General features: G+C 60.1%; 15 protein-coding genes. 6 read left to right on the top strand and 9 right to left on the bottom strand.

Annotated features, from left to right (window positions below; translation table 11 throughout):
- Positions 1-121: 121 nt before the first annotated feature.
- Both J0G10_RS10300 and J0G10_RS10305 read right to left on the bottom strand, forming a co-directional pair.
- Positions 122-697: an ANTAR domain-containing response regulator gene (locus J0G10_RS10300; RefSeq protein ID WP_007916390.1), complete on the bottom strand. Its 576-nt coding sequence runs from the start codon at positions 695-697 to the stop codon at positions 122-124.
- Positions 698-712: 15 nt separating this feature from the next.
- Entirely contained in the window at positions 713-1924 is a 1212-nt protein-coding gene (locus tag J0G10_RS10305) for a CmpA/NrtA family ABC transporter substrate-binding protein (protein WP_220558388.1), read from the bottom strand.
- 222 nt (positions 1925-2146) lie between these two features.
- Between J0G10_RS10305 and J0G10_RS10310 the strand changes: the two genes are divergently transcribed.
- Positions 2147-3169: a quinone-dependent dihydroorotate dehydrogenase gene (locus J0G10_RS10310; RefSeq protein ID WP_095124891.1), complete on the top strand. Its 1023-nt coding sequence runs from the start codon at positions 2147-2149 to the stop codon at positions 3167-3169.
- A 254-nt stretch (positions 3170-3423) separates the two neighbouring features.
- On the opposite strand, the gene rmf is transcribed toward J0G10_RS10310, so the two are convergent.
- Complete coding sequence (gene rmf, locus J0G10_RS10315; protein WP_003223300.1) at positions 3424-3639, bottom strand: ribosome modulation factor; 216 nt, start codon at positions 3637-3639, stop codon at positions 3424-3426.
- 532 nt (positions 3640-4171) lie between these two features.
- Here rmf and rlmKL point away from each other — a divergent pair.
- Together rlmKL and J0G10_RS10325 are read left to right on the top strand one after the other, a co-directional pair.
- A complete protein-coding gene (gene rlmKL, locus J0G10_RS10320) occupies positions 4172-6442 on the top strand; it encodes a bifunctional 23S rRNA (guanine(2069)-N(7))-methyltransferase RlmK/23S rRNA (guanine(2445)-N(2))-methyltransferase RlmL (RefSeq protein ID WP_095047738.1) in 2271 nt (756 codons plus the stop codon).
- Between the two features lie 147 nt (positions 6443-6589).
- Positions 6590-8971, top strand: coding sequence for a sensor domain-containing diguanylate cyclase (locus tag J0G10_RS10325; protein WP_095047737.1), 2382 nt, complete (start codon positions 6590-6592; stop codon positions 8969-8971).
- A 137-nt stretch (positions 8972-9108) separates the two neighbouring features.
- Here the strand turns inward: J0G10_RS10325 and dacB are convergent, their stop codons facing one another.
- On the bottom strand, positions 9109-10569 hold the full coding sequence (gene dacB / locus J0G10_RS10330; protein WP_116255233.1) for a D-alanyl-D-alanine carboxypeptidase/D-alanyl-D-alanine endopeptidase: 1461 nt from the start codon (positions 10567-10569) through the stop codon (positions 9109-9111).
- A gap of 233 nt (positions 10570-10802) precedes the next feature.
- Between dacB and J0G10_RS10335 the strand changes: the two genes are divergently transcribed.
- A complete protein-coding gene (locus J0G10_RS10335; RefSeq protein WP_095047735.1) occupies positions 10803-11147 on the top strand; it encodes a YggL family protein in 345 nt (114 codons plus the stop codon).
- 242 nt (positions 11148-11389) lie between these two features.
- Here J0G10_RS10335 and J0G10_RS10340 read toward each other — a convergent pair whose 3' ends face one another.
- On the bottom strand, positions 11390-12580 hold the full coding sequence (locus J0G10_RS10340; protein ID WP_095047734.1) for a benzoate/H(+) symporter BenE family transporter: 1191 nt from the start codon (positions 12578-12580) through the stop codon (positions 11390-11392).
- A 354-nt stretch (positions 12581-12934) separates the two neighbouring features.
- Between J0G10_RS10340 and J0G10_RS10345 the strand changes: the two genes are divergently transcribed.
- Positions 12935-13699 carry a GntR family transcriptional regulator gene (locus J0G10_RS10345; RefSeq protein ID WP_007918375.1) on the top strand — a complete coding sequence of 255 codons (765 nt, stop codon included), beginning with the start codon at positions 12935-12937 and terminating at the stop codon, positions 13697-13699.
- A gap of 182 nt (positions 13700-13881) precedes the next feature.
- On the opposite strand, the gene guaD is transcribed toward J0G10_RS10345, so the two are convergent.
- The 4 genes from guaD to xdhA all read right to left on the bottom strand — a co-directional run bounded on the left by guaD (position 13882) and on the right by xdhA (position 20024).
- Positions 13882-15186, bottom strand: coding sequence for a guanine deaminase (gene guaD, locus J0G10_RS10350; RefSeq protein WP_220558389.1), 1305 nt, complete (start codon positions 15184-15186; stop codon positions 13882-13884).
- 13 nt (positions 15187-15199) lie between these two features.
- On the bottom strand, positions 15200-16057 hold the full coding sequence (gene xdhC / locus J0G10_RS10355; RefSeq protein ID WP_095047732.1) for a xanthine dehydrogenase accessory protein XdhC: 858 nt from the start codon (positions 16055-16057) through the stop codon (positions 15200-15202).
- 126 nt (positions 16058-16183) lie between these two features.
- The gene (xdhB, locus tag J0G10_RS10360; RefSeq protein ID WP_095124885.1) at positions 16184-18577 is read right to left on the bottom strand and encodes a xanthine dehydrogenase molybdopterin binding subunit; all 2394 of its coding nucleotides are present in this window, start codon (positions 18575-18577) and stop codon (positions 16184-16186) included.
- Complete coding sequence (xdhA, locus tag J0G10_RS10365) at positions 18570-20024, bottom strand: xanthine dehydrogenase small subunit (protein WP_095047730.1); 1455 nt, start codon at positions 20022-20024, stop codon at positions 18570-18572. Before xdhA ends, xdhB begins: the two co-directional genes overlap by 8 nt.
- 268 nt (positions 20025-20292) lie before the next feature.
- Between xdhA and J0G10_RS10370 the strand changes: the two genes are divergently transcribed.
- Positions 20293-20952 (top strand): GntR family transcriptional regulator, encoded by a 660-nt coding sequence (locus tag J0G10_RS10370; RefSeq protein WP_034152853.1) that lies wholly within the window; start codon positions 20293-20295, stop codon positions 20950-20952.

Genomic DNA, 20952 nt, shown 5'->3' on the forward strand with positions numbered 1-20952 from the left:
AGTCGATTATGGATTCACAGCAGAAATCACAGGTCGGTGTACTTCGTGAGCATCCCCCAATCGGTCCCCTCTCCCTCTGGGAGAGGGCTAGGGTGAGGGGCTCTTAAGCTTTCAGAACACCTCAGCCCAATAACTCACTCATCGCAATAATCTGCTCCGCCACCTGAATCAGCTTCTGCTGGCGGCTCATGGCCTGGCGCCGCATCAGGGTGTACGCCTCTTCCTCATTGCAGTCCTTCATCTTCATCAACAACCCCTTGGCCAGCTCAATACGCTTACGTTCAGCCAGTTGCTGATCACGCGCCTGCAGCTGCGCTCGCAAGGCCTGATCACTTTCGAAGCGCGCCATTGCTACATCGAGAATCGGCTGTAAACGTTGTGCGTGAATGCCTTCGACGATGTACGCACTGACCCCTGACTTGATCGCCTGGCGCATCACCCCCGGATCATGCTCGTCGGTAAACATCACGATCGGCCGTGGTTGGTCGCGGCTGACCAGCACCACTTGCTCCATGACATCGCGGCTCGGTGACTCGGTATCGATCAGGATCACGTCCGGGCGCACCGTTTCGACGCGCGCGGGCAGGTCGATGGTCAGGCCGGACTCGTCGATCACCTCGAAACCGGCCTCGGTCAACGCAGCTTTCAGGCGACCGACTTTTTTCGCTGTGTCGTTGATCAACAGAATGCGCAACATGTTCGCGGTCTCCTGTCAGCGGCGGGCGAGAAGGGGGGCGTCGTCGTTCAACGCGTGCAACTTGAAACTGCGCGCGTAAGCGGCCGGGTCACTGCCGTCCCAGACCTTGCCGTCGAGCAACTGACTGCTGCGCATGTCGGTGCCCCATGCGGCGACGCCGACAGCGGTGGCGGCGTCGCGGTAGACGTCCAGCCGCTGAACCTGGCGGGCGACGGCGAGGTAATCCGGATCCTCACGCAGCAAGCCCCAGCGGCGGAACTGGGTCATGAACCACATGCCGTCCGACAGATACGGCAGATTCACTTCGCCGTTACCGTGAAAGCGCAGCGCGTGCGGATCCTGCCAGCGATTGCCGAGACCATCGGCATAGTCACCGAGAAAACGCGGTTCGATGCACGCCACTGGCGCATCGAGATATTCCGGCGCGCTAAGCAACTGCGCGGTGCTGCGGCGGTTTTCCGGGCTTTCTTCGATGAAGCGGCTGGCTTCAAGGATCGCCATCACCAACGCCCGTGCGGTGTTCGGATACTGCTCGACAAATTCGCGAGTGCAGCCAAGGACTTTTTCCGGGTGATCGGGCCAGATGGTCTGGCTGGTGGCCAGGGTGAAACCAAGATCCTGCTGCACCGCGCTGGCGGCCCAAGGCTCGCCGACACAAAAACCGTCGATACGCCCGGCTTGCAGGTGCGCGACCATTTGTGGCGGCGGCACCACCACGCTGTCGACATCCTGAAGTGGATGAATGCCCTGACTCGCCAGCCAGTAATACAGCCACATCGCGTGCGTGCCCGTGGGGAAGGTCTGCGCGAAAGTCAGTTTTGCGCGGCTTTGGTGCACGTGGCGGTCCAGCGCTTCAGGACTGCTCACGCCAAGGTTTTGCAGACCGTGGGAGAGGTTGAGGCTCTGGCCGTTCTGATTCAGGCCCATCAACACGGCCATATCGGTCGGGGCGATACCGCCGATGCCCAGGTGCACGGCGTAGATCAGCCCATACAGACTGTGCGCGGCGTCCAGTTCACCGCTGACCAGTTTGTCGCGCAAATTGGCCCAGGATGTCTGGCGCTTGAGGTTCAGCGTCAATCCGTAAGGCTGGGCGAAGCCCTGTGTGGCTGCGACCACCACCGACGCGCAATCGCTCAGGGCCATGAAGCCGAGGTTGATCGCGCTTTTTTCCGGGGCATCGCTGCCATTGACCCAGGCCAGTGGCCCTACCGAAGGTTCATTCATCCAACGTACCTCGAAAAAAAAGCGCCGCCGCGGACTTTGCGCAGGCAAAACCCGGGACGACGCCATTGTCCTTGCCCGCCTGCCGTCATTGGCCTGCGCACTGATAGCCTGGAGGGTGCAAGGCATATGCCAGTGCCAGTGATTTGCGCGTGCGCCTCGCGCCGCAGGTCGATGCCCGGCTATAATCGCCGCCTCTTTTCGCCGCCCGAGTCATCGCCGCCCATGTACACCCTGGCCCGTCAGCTGTTGTTCAAACTTTCCCCGGAAACCTCCCACGATCTGTCGCTGGATCTGATCGGCGCGGGTGGGCGTTTGGGCTTAAACGGCTTGCTGTGCAAGGCGCCGGCGAAGAAGCCGGTGACGGTCATGGGCCTCGAATTCCCAAACCCGGTGGGGCTGGCGGCCGGTCTGGACAAGAACGGCGCGGCCATCGATGGCTTCGCGCAACTGGGTTTCGGTTTTGTTGAAATCGGCACCGTGACCCCACGCCCGCAGCCGGGCAACCCGAAACCACGGATCTTCCGATTGCCGGAAGCCGAGGCAATCATCAACCGCATGGGTTTCAACAACCTCGGTGTCGATAACCTGTTGGCGCGTGTGGCGGCGGCTAAGTACAAAGGCGTGCTGGGCATCAATATCGGCAAGAACTTCGATACCCCGGTCGAGCGTGCGGTCGATGATTATCTGATCTGCCTGGACAAGGTTTACGCCCACGCCAGCTACGTGACGGTCAACGTCAGTTCGCCAAACACCCCTGGCCTGCGCAGCTTGCAGTTCGGCGATTCGCTCAAGCAATTGCTCGCCGATCTGGCCACGCGTCGCGCTGAACTGGCCCTGCGTCATGGCAAGCATGTGCCGCTGGCGATCAAGATCGCGCCGGACATGACCGATGAAGAAACCGCGCAGGTTGCTCAAGCGCTGATCGAAACCGGCATGGACGCAGTGATCGCGACCAACACCACCCTGAGCCGTGTTGGCGTTGAAGGCATGGAGCATGGCGACGAGGCGGGCGGTCTGTCGGGCGCGCCGGTCCGGGAGAAGAGCACGAATACTGTGAAGGTGCTGGCCGGTGAGCTGGCTGGGCGGTTGCCGATCATTGCGGCTGGCGGGATTACCGAAGGCAAGCATGCTGCCGAGAAGATTCTGGCCGGTGCGAGCCTGGTGCAGATCTACTCCGGCTTCATCTATAAAGGCCCGGCGCTGATTCGTGAATCGGTAGACGCGATCGCCGCCCTGCGCACATAACCCAGGCTGACCCGGTCAATGTAGGAGCTGCCGCAGGCTGCGATCTCTTGATCCTGTTTTTAAGATCAAGATCAAAAGATCGTCCGAACGCGGCCCGAGCCTTCGGCAGCTCCTACACGAGATGTGTGTCAGCCAGACAGGCATAAAAAAGGGCTCCTCGAAGGAGCCCCTGGGCCGCAGCCCGCCGTCCGGGAAGGACGTGCATGGTAAGTCGTTACAAATTCAGATTGTCGTGTCGGAATTAATGCCCTGTGTCAGCCGACGGCGTGAAGTTCGTTGAGTCTGTGGATTCCCGCAGTGCCGGTCATACCGTCCCAGTTGTCGCCGCGTCCTTCTCGCCAGCCGTTAATCCAGGCTTGGCGTACCGACGGTAGAGTAAATGGGCAAAGCTCACGGGATTTGCCACCAACGCCATATTGATATCCGCGCAAAAATGCTCTTTCCAACGGATCACGCTTAAGTCTTCTCATAGGGTGTTTCCCTCACTTGTTGACTGTTTTGTATCGCGTTGACCTCAACCGAGGTCTGGCAGAAAAAACCTGCCATGGTGCGGCTCGCTGCCGGCGTGGCGAGCCAAGGTGTTGACGCCGTTGCGACGTCAACCTGTGTTCAGTTCTAACCAATGAGTCACACCGAGGGAATGATCGTTTTGTCATAAGGACGTAACGAAATTGGTGCTACAGCCATAAGTAACGACGGGTTTCATGCACGGTTTTTCAGCAAACCCCGGTATGATCGGCCCCGCGCTGGATGATGGGGTTAATTCTTTAGTGAGAATGACCCACGTTTGCGCTGGGGTATAAAGCGACGAAGGGTCGCTTTAAGACTTTTTGTTTCATCAACTTTTTTATCTGTCCCGGCATCTAAGCTCTTTTAACCCGAGCAGCGGGGATGGAACGGCACACCTTCGTGCCACGCGGGCGTTCTTTTAGAAAAGCGCCTGATTGAAAACCGGATCGGCAATGCGTTGCCGATTCACTAGCCAAAGGCTCTGGAAATACCATGTCCGACCGTTTCGAACTCTTCCTCACTTGCCCTAAAGGTCTCGAAGGCCTGCTCATCGAGGAAGCCGTCGGGCTTGGCCTTGAAGAAGCGCGCGAGCACACTTCCGCCGTGCGTGGCATGGCGACCATGGAAACCGCTTATCGCCTGTGCCTCTGGTCGCGTCTGGCCAACCGCGTGTTGCTGGTACTCAAGCGTTTCCCGATGAAAGACGCTGAAGACCTGTACCACGGTGTGCTCGACATCGAGTGGCAGGATCACATGCTCAGCGACGGCACCCTGGCCGTTGAATTCAGCGGCCACGGCTCAGGCATCGACAACACCCACTTCGGTGCCCTGAAAGTCAAAGACGCCATCGTCGACAAACTGCGTACGCCGCAGGGCGACCGTCCGTCGATCGACAAGCTCAACCCGGACCTGCGCATTCACCTGCGTCTGGATCGCGGCGAAGCGATTCTCTCCCTCGACCTGTCCGGCCACAGCCTGCACCAGCGCGGCTATCGCTTGCAGCAGGGCGCTGCACCGCTGAAGGAAAACCTCGCGGCGGCGATCCTGATCCGTTCCGGCTGGCCGCGCATTGCCGCTGAAGGCGGCGCGCTGGCTGACCCGATGTGCGGTGTCGGTACGTTCCTCGTCGAAGCCGGCATGATCGCCGCTGATATGGCGCCGAACCTGCGCCGTGAGCAGTGGGGCTTCACCGCATGGCTCGGTCACGTGCCGGCGCTGTGGAAAAAACTCCATGAAGAAGCCGTTGAGCGTGCCGCTGCCGGTCTGGCCAAGCCACCGCTGTGGATTCGTGGTTATGAAGCTGACCCACGTCTGATTCAGCCAGGCCGCAACAACGTTGAGCGTGCTGGCCTGAGCGAGTGGATCAAGATCTACCAGGGCGAAGTCGCGACCTTCGAGCCGCGTCCGGATCAGAACCAGAAAGGTTTGGTCATCTGCAACCCACCGTACGGCGAGCGTCTGGGTGATGAAGCCAGCCTGCTGTATCTCTACCAGAACCTCGGCGAGCGTCTGCGTCAGGCTTGCCTGAACTGGGAAGCGGCGGTGTTCACCGGCGCGCCGGATCTGGGCAAGCGCATGGGCATTCGCAGCCACAAACAGTATTCGTTCTGGAACGGCGCGCTGCCGTGCAAACTGCTGTTGATCAAAGTGCTGCCGGATCAGTTCGTCACCGGCGAGCGTCGTACCCCGGAACAGCGTCAGGCCGAGCGTGAGCAAGCGGCTTACGATCAGACCCCGGACGAGCCGCAAGAACGCAAGTTCAACAAGAACGGTAACCCGATCAAGCCAACGCCAGCTCCGGCACCGGTGATCGAGCAACCGCGCTTGAGCGAAGGCGGGCAGATGTTTGCGAACCGCCTGCAAAAGAACCTCAAGGCCATGGGCAAGTGGGTCAAGCGCGAAGGCATCGATTGCTACCGCGTCTACGATGCCGACATGCCTGAGTACGCGATGGCCATCGACCTGTACCACGATTGGGTGCACGTCCAGGAATACGCCGCACCGAAGTCCATCGATCCGGAAAAAGCCTCGGCGCGCATGTTCGACGCCTTGGCCGCCATTCCGCAGGCGCTGAACGTCGACAAGAGCCGCGTGGTGGTCAAACGCCGCGAACGCCAGAGCGGCACCAAGCAGTACGAGCGTCAGGCTGCACAGGGCAAGTTCAATGAAGTCAGCGAGGGCGGCGTGAAGTTGCTGGTCAACCTCACCGACTACCTCGACACGGGTCTGTTCCTCGACCACCGCCCGATGCGCATGCGCATTCAGAAAGAGGCCGCCGGCAAGCGCTTCCTCAATCTGTTCTGCTACACCGCGACCGCCAGCGTGCACGCGGCCAAGGGCGGCGCGCGCAGCACCACCAGCGTCGACCTGTCGAAAACCTACCTCGACTGGGCACGCCGTAACCTGTCGCTGAACGGTTACTCCGACAAGAACCGTCTGGAGCAGGGCGATGTGATGGCGTGGCTGGAAAGCAGCCGTGACGAGTACGACCTGATCTTCATCGATCCGCCGACCTTCTCCAACTCCAAGCGCATGGAAGGCATCTTCGATGTGCAGCGTGACCAGGTACAGTTGATCGACCTGGCCATGGCCCGTCTGGCAACCGGTGGCGTGCTGTATTTCTCCAACAACTTCCGCAAGTTCCAGTTGGAAGAAAACCTCGCCGAGCGTTACGCGGTCGAGGAAATCAGCGCGCAGACCATTGATCCGGATTTCGCCCGTAACACCAAGATCCACCGCGCCTGGAAAATCACGGCTCGTTGACGCTTTGCGCAATTGGATCCACAGAGCCTTGATTTTTAAAGGCTCCGTGGATCTGCCCGCGCTAGCTAAATTAGTGGCTAATAGCTATAACTCACACACGGTCAATGGGGTTTTCCCGTAAATGCTGGCGTAGTGTGAGTTGTCTTTATGTCGTTGCACCCCGTGCGCCCAAAGATTCTGGGTTTCATCAGTGAAGACGTCTCGGCCTGGCTGGTCGCGCTGCTGGTATTGCTCGCCGGCGGGATTCTCACGGGGCTGCTCGCCTGGGCCACTCTCAATCAGTTCCAGCAACAAACCCGTCAGCGTTTCCAATTGCTGGCCAACGAACGTTACACCCGCATCGAAGAACGCTTTCAGGATCAGGAACAACGCCTAGACGGCCTGCGCCGCTTCTTCGCCAACTCTGAATCGGTGTCTCGCGCCGAATTCGACGGTTACACCCAACCCTTATTGATGCGTACCCAGGCCTATTCGTTTGCCCTCAAGGTCAATGGAGCCGAGCGCGCCGCATTCGAGCAGCGGGTGCGTGATGAAGGTCTGACCAACTTTTCCCTCCGAGAATTGAGTGCTCAGGGCGAGCTGCAACTGGCTGGCGTGCGCGATGAATACGTGCCGGTGCTCTATAGCCAGACGCAAAGTCGGCTCGGCTCACCGTTAGGCTATGACCTGCTGGCGCAACCCTTGCGCCGGGACACCCTGCAACGTGCCGACAAACGCGGCGGGCTGGCGGTGTCGCAACCGATGCACCTAGTCAGTATCGAGCCGTCCTATGCGCGCGGTGTGCTGCTGGTGGCGCCAGTGAGCCACAGTGGCGAGCGCCAATCCTTTGGCTACGTGATGGCGGTAATCAGCATGCGCCAGTTGCTGGCCGACGGTCTGCCTGATGCCTTCCATGACTATCTGTCGGTGCGCATTCTCGACATGTCGACCCATGATCAGCACGAAGTGTTGTTCGAGTCGACCAACGAGCCGGCGCCGAGCGACCTGTCGGCCACGCGGTTACTGCGCATGGCCGATCACGACTATCAGGTCGATATTCTGCCGAGCGACGCCTTCGCGCAGGCCAATCATTCGTCGGTCGGTAGCGTGATCATTCTGGGCAGCTTGCTCAGTTTGCTGCTCAGCGCCTTGCTCTACGTGTTGGTCAGTCAGCGTCAGCGCGCCTTGCGCATGGTCGAACTGCGCACGCAGGAGCTGCACGCCAGCGAACAGGAATTGCGCGGCACCCACGGTCAGTTGCGCGGCGTGCTCAATGCGGCGACGCAGGTGGCAATCATCGCCACCGACTTGCGCGGCGTGATCAACACCTTCAACCCCGGTGCCGAACAAATGCTCGGCTACAGCAGCGCCGATGTCGTCGGTCACATGACCCTGGAAAACCTGCACCTGCCCCGTGAGCTGATGGCCCGCGCTGCCGAGTTGAGTGCGCGCTACGGGAAAAGCATCCCGACCTGCCACGCGATGCTGGTCGAGGGCGGTGAGGTCGGCGGACACGAGGCCCGCGAGTGGACGCTGGTGCGCAGCGATGGCAGCCATATTCCGGTGAACATGCTCGCCACGCCGGTGCTGGATGAGCAGGGGTTGTGGGTCGGACACCTAGCGATCTGCATCGACATCACCGAGCGCAAGCGCGTGCACGAGGTGCTGGCGGCGCGGGATGTGTTGCTGAAGAAACTCAGCGCGCACGTGCCCGGAGGCATTTATCAATTCAAGATGGAATTCGATGGGCGCTTCAGCGTGATCTACGCCAGCGACGGCATCCGCGAGATCTACGAACTGGAGCCGGACGTGCTGCTGTTCAACGCCGAGGCGATCTTCACGCGCATTCATCCACAGGACGTTACTCGTGTGCGCTCTTCCATTCGCGCCTCGGCCGACAGCCTCAGCCCGTGGCGCGAGGAATATCGCGTGCAACTGCCCGAGCGCGGCCTGCGCTGGGTGCGCGGTGAGGCGACGCCGGAAGAACTGCCGGGCGGCGGCGTACTCTGGCACGGCTATATCTCGGATATTTCCGACCTGAAACGCGTGGAAGAAGAATTGCGCGCATTGTCGGTGACCGACTCGTTGACCGGCATCCATAACCGCCGCTACTTCCAGGAACGCCTGACCACGGAAATGGCCCGGGTCGAGCGCGGCGGCGGCGAGTTGTCGGTGATCATGCTCGACATCGACCATTTCAAACGTATCAACGATCAGTACGGCCACGCTGTGGGCGACCGGGTGCTGCAAGCGGTGTGCGAGCGCATCGGCCATCGTCTGCGGCGTACCGATGTGTTTTGTCGGTTGGGCGGCGAAGAGTTCATGGTGCTGTGCCCGGACATCGACGGCGAGCATGCGCACACGCTGGCGATCGAGTTATGGCAGGGTTTGCGCAGTGCGCCGGTGGATGTGGTTGGCGTGGTGACCGCGAGTTTTGGTATCGCCAGTTGGCGACCGGGGGAGGGCGCGGATGCGCTGTTGCTGAGGGCGGATTCGGGCGTGTATATGGCAAAGCAGCGCGGGCGTGATCGCGTCGAGCAGATGAGCTGACTTCAATACGCCGCAACCCCTGTGGGAGCTGGCTTGCCAGCGATAGCGTCATTTCAGTCAGCATATTCAGTGGCTGACATTCCGCAATCGCTGGCAAGCCAGCTCCCACAGGGTTTTGTGGTGTTGCTTGAACGGCGTTACAGGACCGAAGCGGTCTGCGCCAGTTTCGGCTGTTTGTACAGATCCAGCAGTACCTGATCGAGCACCGACGATGCACCAAACGGCGCCTTGTCGTTGAGGATCGCCACCACTGCCCAGGTGTTGCCATTCACATCACGGCTGAAGCCGGCGATCGCGCGCACGGTGTTCAGAGTGCCGGTCTTGACGTGAGCCTCACCGCGCATCGCAGTGGTTTTCAGGCGTTTACGCATGGTGCCGTCGGTACCGGCGATCGGCAGCGAGCTGATGTATTCCGCGGCATACGGGCTGTGCCACGCCGCTTGCAGCATGCTCGCCATCTCGCGGGCGCTGACACGTTCGGCACGCGACAAACCGGAGCCGTTCTCCATCACCAGATGTGGCGCAGTGATGCCTTTCTTCGCCATCCACTGACGCACTACGCGCTGCGCTGCCTTGGCGTCGTCACCGTCGGCATCGTTGCGGAAGCGTTGCCCAAGGCTGAGGAACAGTTGCTGGGCCATGGTGTTGTTACTGTATTTGTTGATGTCGCGGATGATTTCCGCCAGATCCGGGGAGTAGGCACGAGCCAGCAGTTTCGCGTTGCTCGGGGTCGAGGCCAGACGATCCTTACCCTGAATGCTGCCACCCAGTTCTTTCCAGATCGCGCGCACGGCGCCGGCGGTGTAGGTCGCGTGGTCGAGCAGCGACAGATAAGTCTGCGAACTGCAACCTTCGCCCAACTGACCGGCCACGGTCACGGTCACGCTGCCATCGGCCTGCGGCACCGGGTTGTAGCGCACGCCGCCGGTGCATTGTTTGGAAGGCAGCGCTTTGACAGTGTTTTCGATACGCACGCTGGCAATCGGCGGCTCAACCGAGATCAGCACCCGGCCGTTATCGTTACGGGCAACAAAGCGCAGGGCCTTGAGGTTGACCAGCAAGGAGTCGGGTTTGACCAGGAACGGCTTGTTCTCGTCATTACCGTCATCGTTGAATTCCGGCAGCACTGGCTGCACGAAGAAGTTACGGTCGAGGATCAGATCACCGGTGATTTGCGTCACACCGTTGGCGCGCAGGTCGCGCATCAGCAGCCAGAGCTTTTCCATGTTCAGCTTTGGATCGCCGCCGCCCTTGAGGTAAAGGTTGCCGTTGAGGATGCCTCCGTTCAGGTCTCCATCGGTGTAGAACTCGGTCTTCCACTGATGGTTGGGGCCGAGCATTTCCAGCGCCGCGTAAGTGGTCACCAGTTTCATGGTCGAGGCCGGGTTGACCGACACGTCGGCGTTGAACACGGTCGGCGTGCCCGGGCCGTCGAGCGGCACCATCACCAGCGACAGGGCGCTGGGCTGCAATTTGCTCGCCTTGAGGGCTTTTTCAACGTTGGGAGTCAGGGAAGTATTGATGGTGGCAGCAGAAACAGGCAGCGCCAGGGGCAGAAGAAGGCCGGCGAGAAACAGTGGACGCAACGATTTGATCATATGAAATAAAACCCTACAGCCGAGGGGAAAAAGACGAGGACATGGATGAAAAGGTCCTCAGTGGTCACGAAAGTGTCGGCATTATGCCCCAACCTGTAACAGGTTGTGCCTTGTCCGGGCAGGCCAATACGTTATTTTTTTACAGGCGGTCGGTCGCTGTGTCCAGAGAGTCGGGCAATCGATTGCTTAAACTGGTAAAGTGCCCGCCGTATTTACTTAAGAGGATTGTTCCAATGGCGACTAACCGTTCCCAGCGTCTGCGCAAAAAACTGTGCGTTGATGAATTTCAAGAGCTGGGTTTCGAGCTGAACCTGGACTTCAAAGAAGACTTGTCCGAAGAAGCCATTGACGCTTTCCTCGAAGCCTTCATCAAAGAAGCCATGGAAGCCAATGGTCTGGGTTATGTTGGCGGCGACGACTTCGGTCTGGTTTGCCTGCAGAAGCGTGGCTCGGTCAACGAAGAGCAGCGCGCTGCCGTTGAAGCCTGGCTGAAAACCCGCTCCGAGCTGACCAAGTATGAAGTCAGCCCGCTGCTGGACGTTTGGTATCCGGAAAAGCCGATCAATCCGGTAGCTTGATGTCATGGGAAACGGCGACCTAAGGGTCGCCGTTTTTTTTCGTCTGGTGTTTGGGTGTTCGGCTCGAGTTGTACGCTGGGCCTGCCCCTCACCCCAGCCCTCTCCCCCTGGAGAGGGGGCCGATTTATGGGCTTTTCAAAATTTGAGTTCGACTCGGTATCCCACGTCGGCGTATGTCTTCCAAACACCTCGGTCAGTCCCCTCTCTCCCGGGGAGAGGGCTAGGGTGAGGGGCTTTTGACCTTAAGCTTTACGCCAATTCAGAATCACCAGCGTCAAAACCCCCGCGACAATCCCCCAAAACGCCGAACCAATGGAAAACAACGTCAACCCCGACGCCGTGACCATAAAGGTAATCAACGCCGCCTCCCGTTCCTTGACCTCGGTCATGGCAATGCTCAAACCATTGATGATCGAACCAAACAGCGCCAGCGCGGCAATCGACAGCACCAGTTCCTTCGGCAGCGCCGCAAACAATGCCGCCAATGTGGCGCCGAACACTCCGGCAATCCCGTAGAAAATCCCGCACCAGACTGCAGCCGTGTAGCGCTTGTTGCGATCTTCATGGGCGTGCGGCCCGGTGCAGATCGCCGCGCTGATCGCTGCGAGGTTGATGCCGTGGGAGCCGAATGGCGCCAGCAGCAGCGAGGCAATACCGGTGGTGGTGATCAGCGGTGAGGCCGGCACGTTGTAACCATCGGCGCGCAGCACGGCGATCCCGGGCATGTTCTGCGAGGTCATCGCGACCACGAACAGGGGAATGCCGATGCTGATGGTCGCCGCCAGCGAGAAGTGCGGGGTGGTCCACACTGGTGTCGCCACTTCCAGATGAAAACCGCTGAAGTCGAGCAGACCCATAAAGCCTGACAGCGCGGTGCCGATCAGCAGCGCGGCGAGCACGGCATAACGCGGCGACAGGCGTTTGATCAGCAGATAAGTGAAGAACATCCCCAGCACCAGCCCGGTGCGGTGCTGTGCGGCGACGAAGATTTCACTGCCGATCTTGAACAGAATTCCTGCCAACAATGCCGCCGCCAGTGAAGCGGGGATCTTTTTCACCAGGCGTTCGAAGCTGCCGGTCAGGCCGCAGATCGTCACCAGCACGGCGCAGGTGATGTAGGCGCCGATGGCCTCGCCATAGCTCACGCCGCCGAGGCTGGTGATCAGCAACGCTGCGCCGGGGGTCGACCAGGCGATGGTGATGGGCGTGCGATAACGCAGCGACAAACCAATCGAACAGACCGCCATACCGATCGAGATCGCCCAGATCCACGAAGAAATCTGCCCGCTGCTCAGCCCGGCCGCTTGCCCGGCCTGGAACATCAGCACCAGCGAGCTGGTGTAGCCGGTCATCATCGCGATGAATCCCGCGACGATAGCCGACGGTGATGTGTCGGCCAGTGGGCGCAGTTGAGTGTGCGTGGCGTCGTTCATGACGGCGGTGTTCCTTATACCAATGAAGATGTCCGCCATGACGCAAACCCTTGTAGGAGCTGCCGAAGGCTGCGATCTGTTGATCTTGCTTCTTAAAATCAAAGTCAAAAGATCGCAGCCTTCGGCAGCTCCTACAGGGGAGGCGGTGTTCTGGCGGCGGATTCTGCGAACAAGCCTAAACTCAAACGTAACGGATCGTTGCAATACAGCGGAAGTCACAAACAGCCGTACAGTCGTGTTGCCACCTTCCATTGTGTACAATCGCGCTGTTTTTTACGCGATACTTGCCAGCGACCTACTGTGCCGTATTACAGTCACGGTCTATTCGCCGCAGTTCTCCCGACTCGAGTGCCCATGAACGAACAGTTGCAACCCCTCAAGAAACAACCGCGAGCAGGCAAAGCCGGCCGCAGCGGAACCCAGGACGATATTGTCTACGCGCATATCTTCGAGGCCATCCTCGAACAGCGTCTGGCGCCCGGCACCAAATTGAGCGAAGAAGCGCTGGGGGAAATCTTCGGGGTCAGCCGCACCATCATTCGCCGCGCGCTCTCGCGTCTGGCCCATGAAGGCGTGGTGCTGTTGCGGCCGAACCGTGGCGCCGTAGTTGCCAGCCCGAGTGTTGAAGAAGCCCGTCAGGTGTTTCTTGCCCGTCGCCTGGTCGAACGCGCGATCACTGAGCTGGCGGTGCAACACGCCACCGCCGAGCAGATCGCCGAGCTGCGGCAGATGGTCAACGATGAGCGCGACAGCTTCTCCCGTGGCGATCGCGGCGCCGGTATTCGTCTGTCGGGCGAATTCCACCTGAAGCTGGCGGAAGCGGCGATGAACGCCCCGTTGATCAGCTTCCAGCGCAGCCTTGTTTCGCAGACGTCGCTGATCATTGCCCAGTACGAAAGCGGCAACCGCTCGCATTGCTCGTACGACGAACACACCCAGTTGATCGACGCGATCGAGAAGCGCGACGGTGAGTTGGCGGTGAATCTGATGATGCATCACATGGATCACATCGACAGCAAGCTCAACCTCGACGAGGAAGGCGCGTCGGATGATCTGCATGCGGTGTTCTCGCATTTGTTGCAGACCAAGAAGCCGGGGCGCCCTGCGGCCAAGCTCTAAATGACACCGAGTCGCCCCAATCGCTGGCAAGCCAGCTCCCACAGGGAATTGTGGGGTTCACCAAATCTGCGATACATCGAGAAACCTGTGGGAGCTGGCTTGCCAGCGATAGCAATCTGACAGGCAACAAAAAATCCCCCGGGGTACACACCACCGGGGGATTTTTTATGCCTTGGAAAAGCTTAGCGCTGATGCACCAAAGCACCTGCCGCATACGTCTGCTGCACCGTGCGGTCATCACCCAGCGTCATCAACACAAACAACGTCTCGGCAATGTTGTTGGCCTGCTTCAAGCGGTAGCTCAGCAGCGGCGTGGCGTTGTAATCGAGCACCAGGAAGTCAGCGTCGGAACCCGGTTGCAGGGTGCCGATCTTGTCTTCCAGACGCAGCGCCCGCGCGCCACCCAGGGTCGCCAGGTACAGCGACTTGAACGGGCTCAGGCGCGCACCTTGCAGTTGCATCACTTTGTACGCTTCGTTCAGCGTCTGCAGCAGCGAGAAACTGGTGCCGCCGCCAACGTCAGTGCCCAGACCGACATTGAGCTTGTGCTTCTCGGCCATCGGCAGGTTGAACAGGCCACTACCCAAGAAGAAGTTCGAGGTCGGGCAGAACGAGATCGCCGAGCCGGTTTCCGCCAGTCGCGCGCATTCGTCGTCGCACAGGTGCACGCCGTGGGCGAACACCGAGCGCTCGCCGAGCAGTTTGTAGTGATCGTAAACGTCGAGGTAGCCCTTGCGCTCCGGGAACAGCTCCTTGACCCACTCGATTTCCTTGAGGTTTTCGCTGATGTGGGTCTGCATGTACAGATCCGGATACTCGGTCAGCAGTTGGCCGGCGAGTGTCAGCTGTTCCGGGGTGCTGGTCGGTGCGAAGCGCGGGGTGACCGCGTAGTGCAGGCGGCCCTTGCCATGCCAACGTTCGATCAGCGCCTTGCTTTCGACATAGCTCGATTCGGCGGTGTCGGTCAGGTAGTCCGGGGCGTTGCGGTCCATCATCACCTTACCGGCGATCATCCGCAGGTCGAGCTTCTCGGCCGCTTCGAATAACGAGTTCACCGATTGCGGGTGCACGCTGCCAAACACCAGTGCGGTGGTGGTGCCGTTGCGCAGCAGCTCCTTGACGAAAATGTCAGCGACTTCGTCGGCGTGGACCTTGTCGCCGAACTGGCTTTCGCACGGGAAGGTGTAGGTGTTCAGCCAGTCGAGCAGTTGCTCGCCGTAGGCACCGACCATGCCGGTTTGCGGAAAGTGAATGTGGGTGTCGATGAAGCCCGGGGTGATCAACGCGTCTTGGTAATGCTCGATTTCGATGTCCGCCGGCAGGGTCGGCAGCAAATCACTGGCGTGGCCAAGGGCGCCGATCTTGCCGCCATCGACCACCAGCAGGCCGTCCTCGAAATATTCGTAGGAGGCTTCGATCCCGACTTCGGCGGGGTCGGCGATGCTGTGCAGGATGGCGGCGCGGTAGGCTTTGCGAGTCAGAGGCATGAGGGTTCTCTAATCAGTTTGAGGCTTTGAGTTTGGTGGCTTGACTGCGCCGCGACACCGGCAGCAGTTTGGCAATCGGTTCGGCGCTGGCAGTCTGCTGGCCGAAGTTGGCGTTGTAGGTGGCGATGATTTCGCCGGCGATGGAGATGGCGATTTCCACAGGCAGTTTGCCTTTGACTTCGCCGATGCCCATCGGGCAGCGCATGCGTTGCACGACGCCGCTGTCGAAACCACGATCGCGCAAACGATGTTCGAACTTCGCCCGTTTGGTTTTCGAGCCGATCAGGCCGAAGTAAGCGAAGTCGTTGCGCTTGAGAATCGCGGCGGTGAGTTCCAGGTCGAGTTGATGGTTGTGGGTCATGACGATGCAATAACTGCCGGCGGGCAGCTCATCGATTTCATCCACAGGCTCTTCGGCGACGATTTTACGCACGCCGTGGGGGATCTGTTCGGGGAATTCGGCCTCGCGCGAATCGATCCAGCGTACCCGGCAGGGCAGGCTGGCGAGCAGCGGCACCAAGGCGCGGCCAACGTGACCGGCCCCGAACACGGCGATTTGCGCCTGCACCTGGCCCATCGGTTCAAACAGCAACACGGTGGCGCCGCCGCAGCACTGGCCCAGGCTGGCGCCGAGGCTGAAGCGCTCCAGATGGGTGTCCTGCTTGCCGCTGGCGAGCATCTCGCGGGCGATCTGCATGGCTTTGTATTCCAGATGCCCGCCACCGATGGTGTCGAAACTCTGATTGGCACTGATGACCATTTTCGAGCCGGCGTTGCGTGGCGTCGAGCCGAGTTCTTCGATGATCGTCACCAGAACGCAGGGTTCGCCCTGGTTCTGCAGGTCGGCGAGGGCGTCGATCCAGTTGTACATACACACCTCTCAGATCGTTCCCACGCTCTGCGTGGGAATGCATCACTGGACGCTCCGCGTCCGCTGTTCAGGATGCGACGCAGAGCGTCGCGGGCTGCATTCCCACGCAGAGCGTGGGAACGATCATCAAACAACCGCGGTTTCAGCTTCGACGGCTTTCACCGCTTTCAACTGACGCATCTGCTCACACCCCCACAACACCCGCTCCGGGGTCGCCGGCGCATCGATCTGCGGCTGATGTTTGTAATCACCGAGGCTCGCCACTGCATCCTTGATCGCACACCACGACGCAATCCCGAGCATGAACGGCGGCTCACCGACAGCTTTGGAATGGAACACCGTGTCTTCCGGGTTCTTGCGGTTTTCCACCAGTTTCACCCGCAGGTCCAGCGGCATGTCCGCCACGGCCGGGATCTTGTAGCTGGCCGGGCCGTTGGTCATCAGCTTGCCTTTGTTGTTCCAGACCAGCTCTTCCATGGTCAGCCAGCCCATGCCTTGAATGAAACCACCCTCGACCTGACCGATGTCGATGGACGGGTTCAATGAGGCGCCGACGTCGTGAAGAATGTCGGTGCGCAGCATCTTGTACTCGCCGGTCAGGGTGTCGACGATGACTTCGCAGCACGCCGCGCCGAAGGCGAAGTAGTAGAACGGACGACCACGCGCCTGGCTGCGGTCGTAGTAGATTTTCGGGGTCTTGTAGAAGCCAGTGCTCGACAGCGAGACCTGATTGAAATACGCCTGCTGGATCAGCGCTTCAAAGGTCAGGATATGGTCGCGAACACGCACGTGACCGTTGTGGAATTCAACGTCTTCTTCAGTGACTTTGTAGTGACGCGCAGCGAATTCGATCAGGCGTTTTTTGATGATTTCCGCCGCGTTCTGCGCCGCTTTACCGTTCAAGTCGGCGCCGCTGGACGCTGCCGTCGGCGAGGTGTTTGGCACCTTGTCGGTGTTGGTCGCAGTGATCTGCACACGATCGATTTCGACCTGGAACACTTCGGCCACGACCTGCGCGACTTTGGTGTTCAGGCCCTGACCCATTTCGGTGCCGCCATGGTTCAGGTGGATGCTGCCATCGGTGTAGATGTGGATTAGCGCACCGGCCTGGTTCAAGAAACTGGCGGTGAAGGAAATGCCGAATTTCACCGGGGTCAGCGCCAGGCCTTTTTTCAGGATCGGGCTGTTGGCGTTGTAGCGACGAATCGCTTCACGGCGCTCGTGGTACTGGCTGCTTTCTTCCAGTTCGGCGGTCATCTCTTCGAGCATGTTGTGCTCGACGGTCTGGTAGTAGTGGGTGACGTTGCGCTCGGTCTTGCCGTAGTAGTTGGCCTTGCGCACCGCAAGTGGGTCGAGGTGCAGGTGACGGGCAATCGCGTCCATCACTTCCTCGATCGCGACCATGCCTTGCGGACCACCGAAACCACGGTAAGCGGTGTTCGACGCGGTGTTGGTCTTGCAGCGGTGACCGTTGATGGTCGCATCGCCCAGGTAGTACGAGTTGTCCGAGTGGAACATCGCGCGGTCAACGATCGACGCGGACAAGTCCGGCGAGCAGCCGCAGTTGCCGGCTAGGTCCATGTTGATCCCGTGCAGGCGCCCGGTGCTGTCGAAGCCGACGTCGTACTCGACGTAGAACGGGTGACGCTTGCCGGTCATCAGCATGTCTTCGACGCGCGGCAGGCGCATCTTCGTCGGCTGGCCGGTGAGGTGCGCAACCACCGCGCACAGGCACGCCGGGCTTGCGGCTTGAGTTTCCTTGCCACCGAAACCACCGCCCATGCGGCGCATGTCGACGACGATTTTGTTCATCGATACGTCGAGCACTTCGGCAACCAGTTTCTGTACTTCGGTCGGGTTCTGCGTCGAACAGTAAACGATCATGCCGCCATCTTCAGTCGGCATCACCGAGGAGATTTGCGTCTCCAGATAGAAGTGTTCCTGGCCACCGATGTGCAGCGTGCCCTGAATGCGGTGTTCAGCGGTCGCCAGCGCGGAAACCGAATCGCCGCGCTGGTGGGTGTGACTGTCGAGGACGAAGTGGCGTTTGCGCAGGGCTTCGACCACGTCGAGCACGGGTTCGAGATCTTCGTATTCGATGATCGCGGCCATCGCGGCTTTGCGCGCGGTTTCCAGATCCTTCGCGGCGACGGCAAGCACCGGTTGACCGACGAACTGCACGTCATCGATGGCCAGCAACGGGTCGCCCGGCATCAGCGGGCCGATGTCTTTCAGGCCCGGCACGTCTTCGTGGGTGATGGCGATGCGCACGCCTTCGAAGGCGTAGCACGGCGAGGTGTCGATGCTGATGATCTTCGCGTGGGCGCGGTCCGACATGCGTGCATACAGGTGCAACTGGTTGGGAAATTCCAGGCGATCATCGATGTACTGCGCTTCACCGGACACGTGCTTGGCGGCGCTGTCGTGCTTGACGCTGCGGCCGACACCGGAGGTCAGGTCCTTGGCGAACAATTCAGCCAGTTCAGCCTGGGTTTTTTCTACGCCGTGATGGTTAGACATAAGCGGTCACCCGAGTCTCGATGTGCGGTGTTTGCAGTTCGATGAAGTATTTGCGAAGCAGGTTCTGCGCGCTGAGCAGGCGATATTCCTTGCTGGCGCGGAAGTCCGAGAGCGGCGTGAAATCTTCCGCCAGTGCGGCGCAGGCGCGTTCGACCACCGTGTTGGTGAACGGCGCACCGATCAGCGCGGCTTCACAGTGGGCAGCGCGTTTCGGGATCGCGGCCATACCGCCGAAAGCCATGCGTGCATCGGTGATCACGCCGTTTTCGACGCGCAGGTTGAACGCGGCGCAGACGGCGGAGATGTCATCGTCCAGACGCTTGGAGACTTTGTAGGCACGGAACAATTGCTCGGCGCTGGCGCGCGGGACGATGATCTTCTCGATGAATTCACTTTCCTGACGGGCCGTGACTTTGTAATCGATGAAGTAATCTTCCAGGTTCAGGGTGCGGCGGGTTTCGCCTTTGCACAGCACGACCTGGGCGCCGAGGGCGATCAGCAGCGGTGGCGAGTCACCGATCGGCGAGGCGTTGCCGATGTTGCCGCCGAGGGTGCCCTGGTTGCGGATTTGCAGCGAGGCGAAGCGGTGCAGCAGTTCGCCGAAGTCCGGGTACTCGGCGTTCAACGCTTCGTAGCAGTCGGAGAGGGCGGTGGCGGCGCCGATTTCAATGCGGTCTTCGAAGGTGTCGATGCGCTTCATTTCCGCGACGTTGCCGACGTAGATCATCACCGGCAGGGTGCGGTGGAATTGGGTGACTTCCAGCGCCAGATCGGTACCGCCAGCGAGCAGACGCGCTTGTGGGTACGCGTCGTAGAGATCGGCAAGGTCGGCGACAGTCAGCGGCACCAGGCAGCGCTTGTCGCCGCTGTTGAGTTCGCCGATATCGGTCGGGGCGATGGCTTTGAGGCGCGCGATGGTCTCCGCTTCGCGGGCATCGAACTGATCTGGTTGCTTGCCGCAGCAGGATTGCTCGGCAGCGGCCAGAATAGGGCGGTAGCCGGTGCAGCGGCAGAGGTTGCCGGCCAGCGCTTCGTGGGCCTTGGCGTGATCCGGTGCATCGCTGTTCTTTTGCAGGGCGAACAGCGACATGACAAAGCCGGGGGTGCAGAAACCGCACTGCGAGCCGTGGCACTCGACCATGGCTTTCTGCACGCTGTGCAGTTCGCCTTTGTGCTTGAGGTCTTCGACGCTGATCAGTTGTTTGCCGTGCAGCGACGACACGAACGTCAGGCACGAGTTGAGGCTGCGATAGCGAATGTGTTCGCGGCCAGCGTCATCCGTTTGCAATTCGCCGACCACCACGGTGCAAGCGCCGCAGTCACCGCTGGCGCAACCTTCTTTGGTGCCGGATTTGCCGACGTGTTCACGCAGGTAATTGAGCACAGTCAGATTCGGGTCCAGGGCGTGCTCGCTACGGAGTTCCTGGTTAAGTAAAAACTGGATCACGGAAGGCCTCGCAGACTCATTATTGTTGTTAACCGACGTGAACCGAATTTAGCAGGTCTGACTTTTCGGTCAATGGTTTTCTGACTTAAAGGTCAGGAAAAGGCATTTCGTCGATCAACAACGTGTCTATTCAGTATTGACCCTCATCGGATCCCCTGCTTTTTTGCGGGAATCGTGCCAAAAACCGCTGAGTGGGCACTCCGCCATGACCGTGCATTTGCGCTACACTGCGCCGCTTGTGCAGATCGATAGAGTTTGAAGGACAACCATGACGTTCAAGGCGCCGGACAGCCTCGCCGAGCAAATCGCTCACCACCTCGCCGAACGCATCATTCGTGGCGAAATGAAGCCGGGAGAGCGCATCCAGGAACAGAAGGTCACGCTGGCACTGAATGTCAGCCGCGGTTCGGTCCGTGAAGCCTTGCTGATCCTTGAGCGCCGTCACCTGATTGCGATCCTGCCGCGCCGTGGTGCGCACGTCACCGAGCTGACGCCGCACAAGGTGCAGAGCCTATGCACGTTGATGAGCGAGCTGTACATCCTGCTCGGCAACGCGGTGGCCAATGGCTGGCAAGTGCAATCGGACATGGCGCCGTTCGTGCAGATCCAGCAGCGCCTGACCGCCAGCTACGAGCGTCAGGATATCCGCAGCTTCGTCGACGACAGCTTCGCCGTAATGCGCGCTGCCTATCCGTTCGCCAACAACCCGTACCTGCAAGAGACCGTCGAGAACCTGCAACCGGCGATGAGCCGTGCGTACTTCCTCGCCCTCGAACAGCGCAAGGCTTCAATGAGCGAGTTCCTCGAACTGTTCGAACGCCTGCTCGCCGCCGTGCTCGCCCGTGATTTGCCGCAGATCCGCATCGTGCTGACGGCTTACGCCCAGCGCAGCTGCGATCTGGTGGTTTCCGCCCTGACGGTTGCCTAA

The sequence above is a fragment of the Pseudomonas germanica genome (genome assembly GCF_019614655.1).
In the GTDB taxonomy this organism is placed as follows: domain Bacteria; phylum Pseudomonadota; class Gammaproteobacteria; order Pseudomonadales; family Pseudomonadaceae; genus Aquipseudomonas; species Aquipseudomonas neuropathica.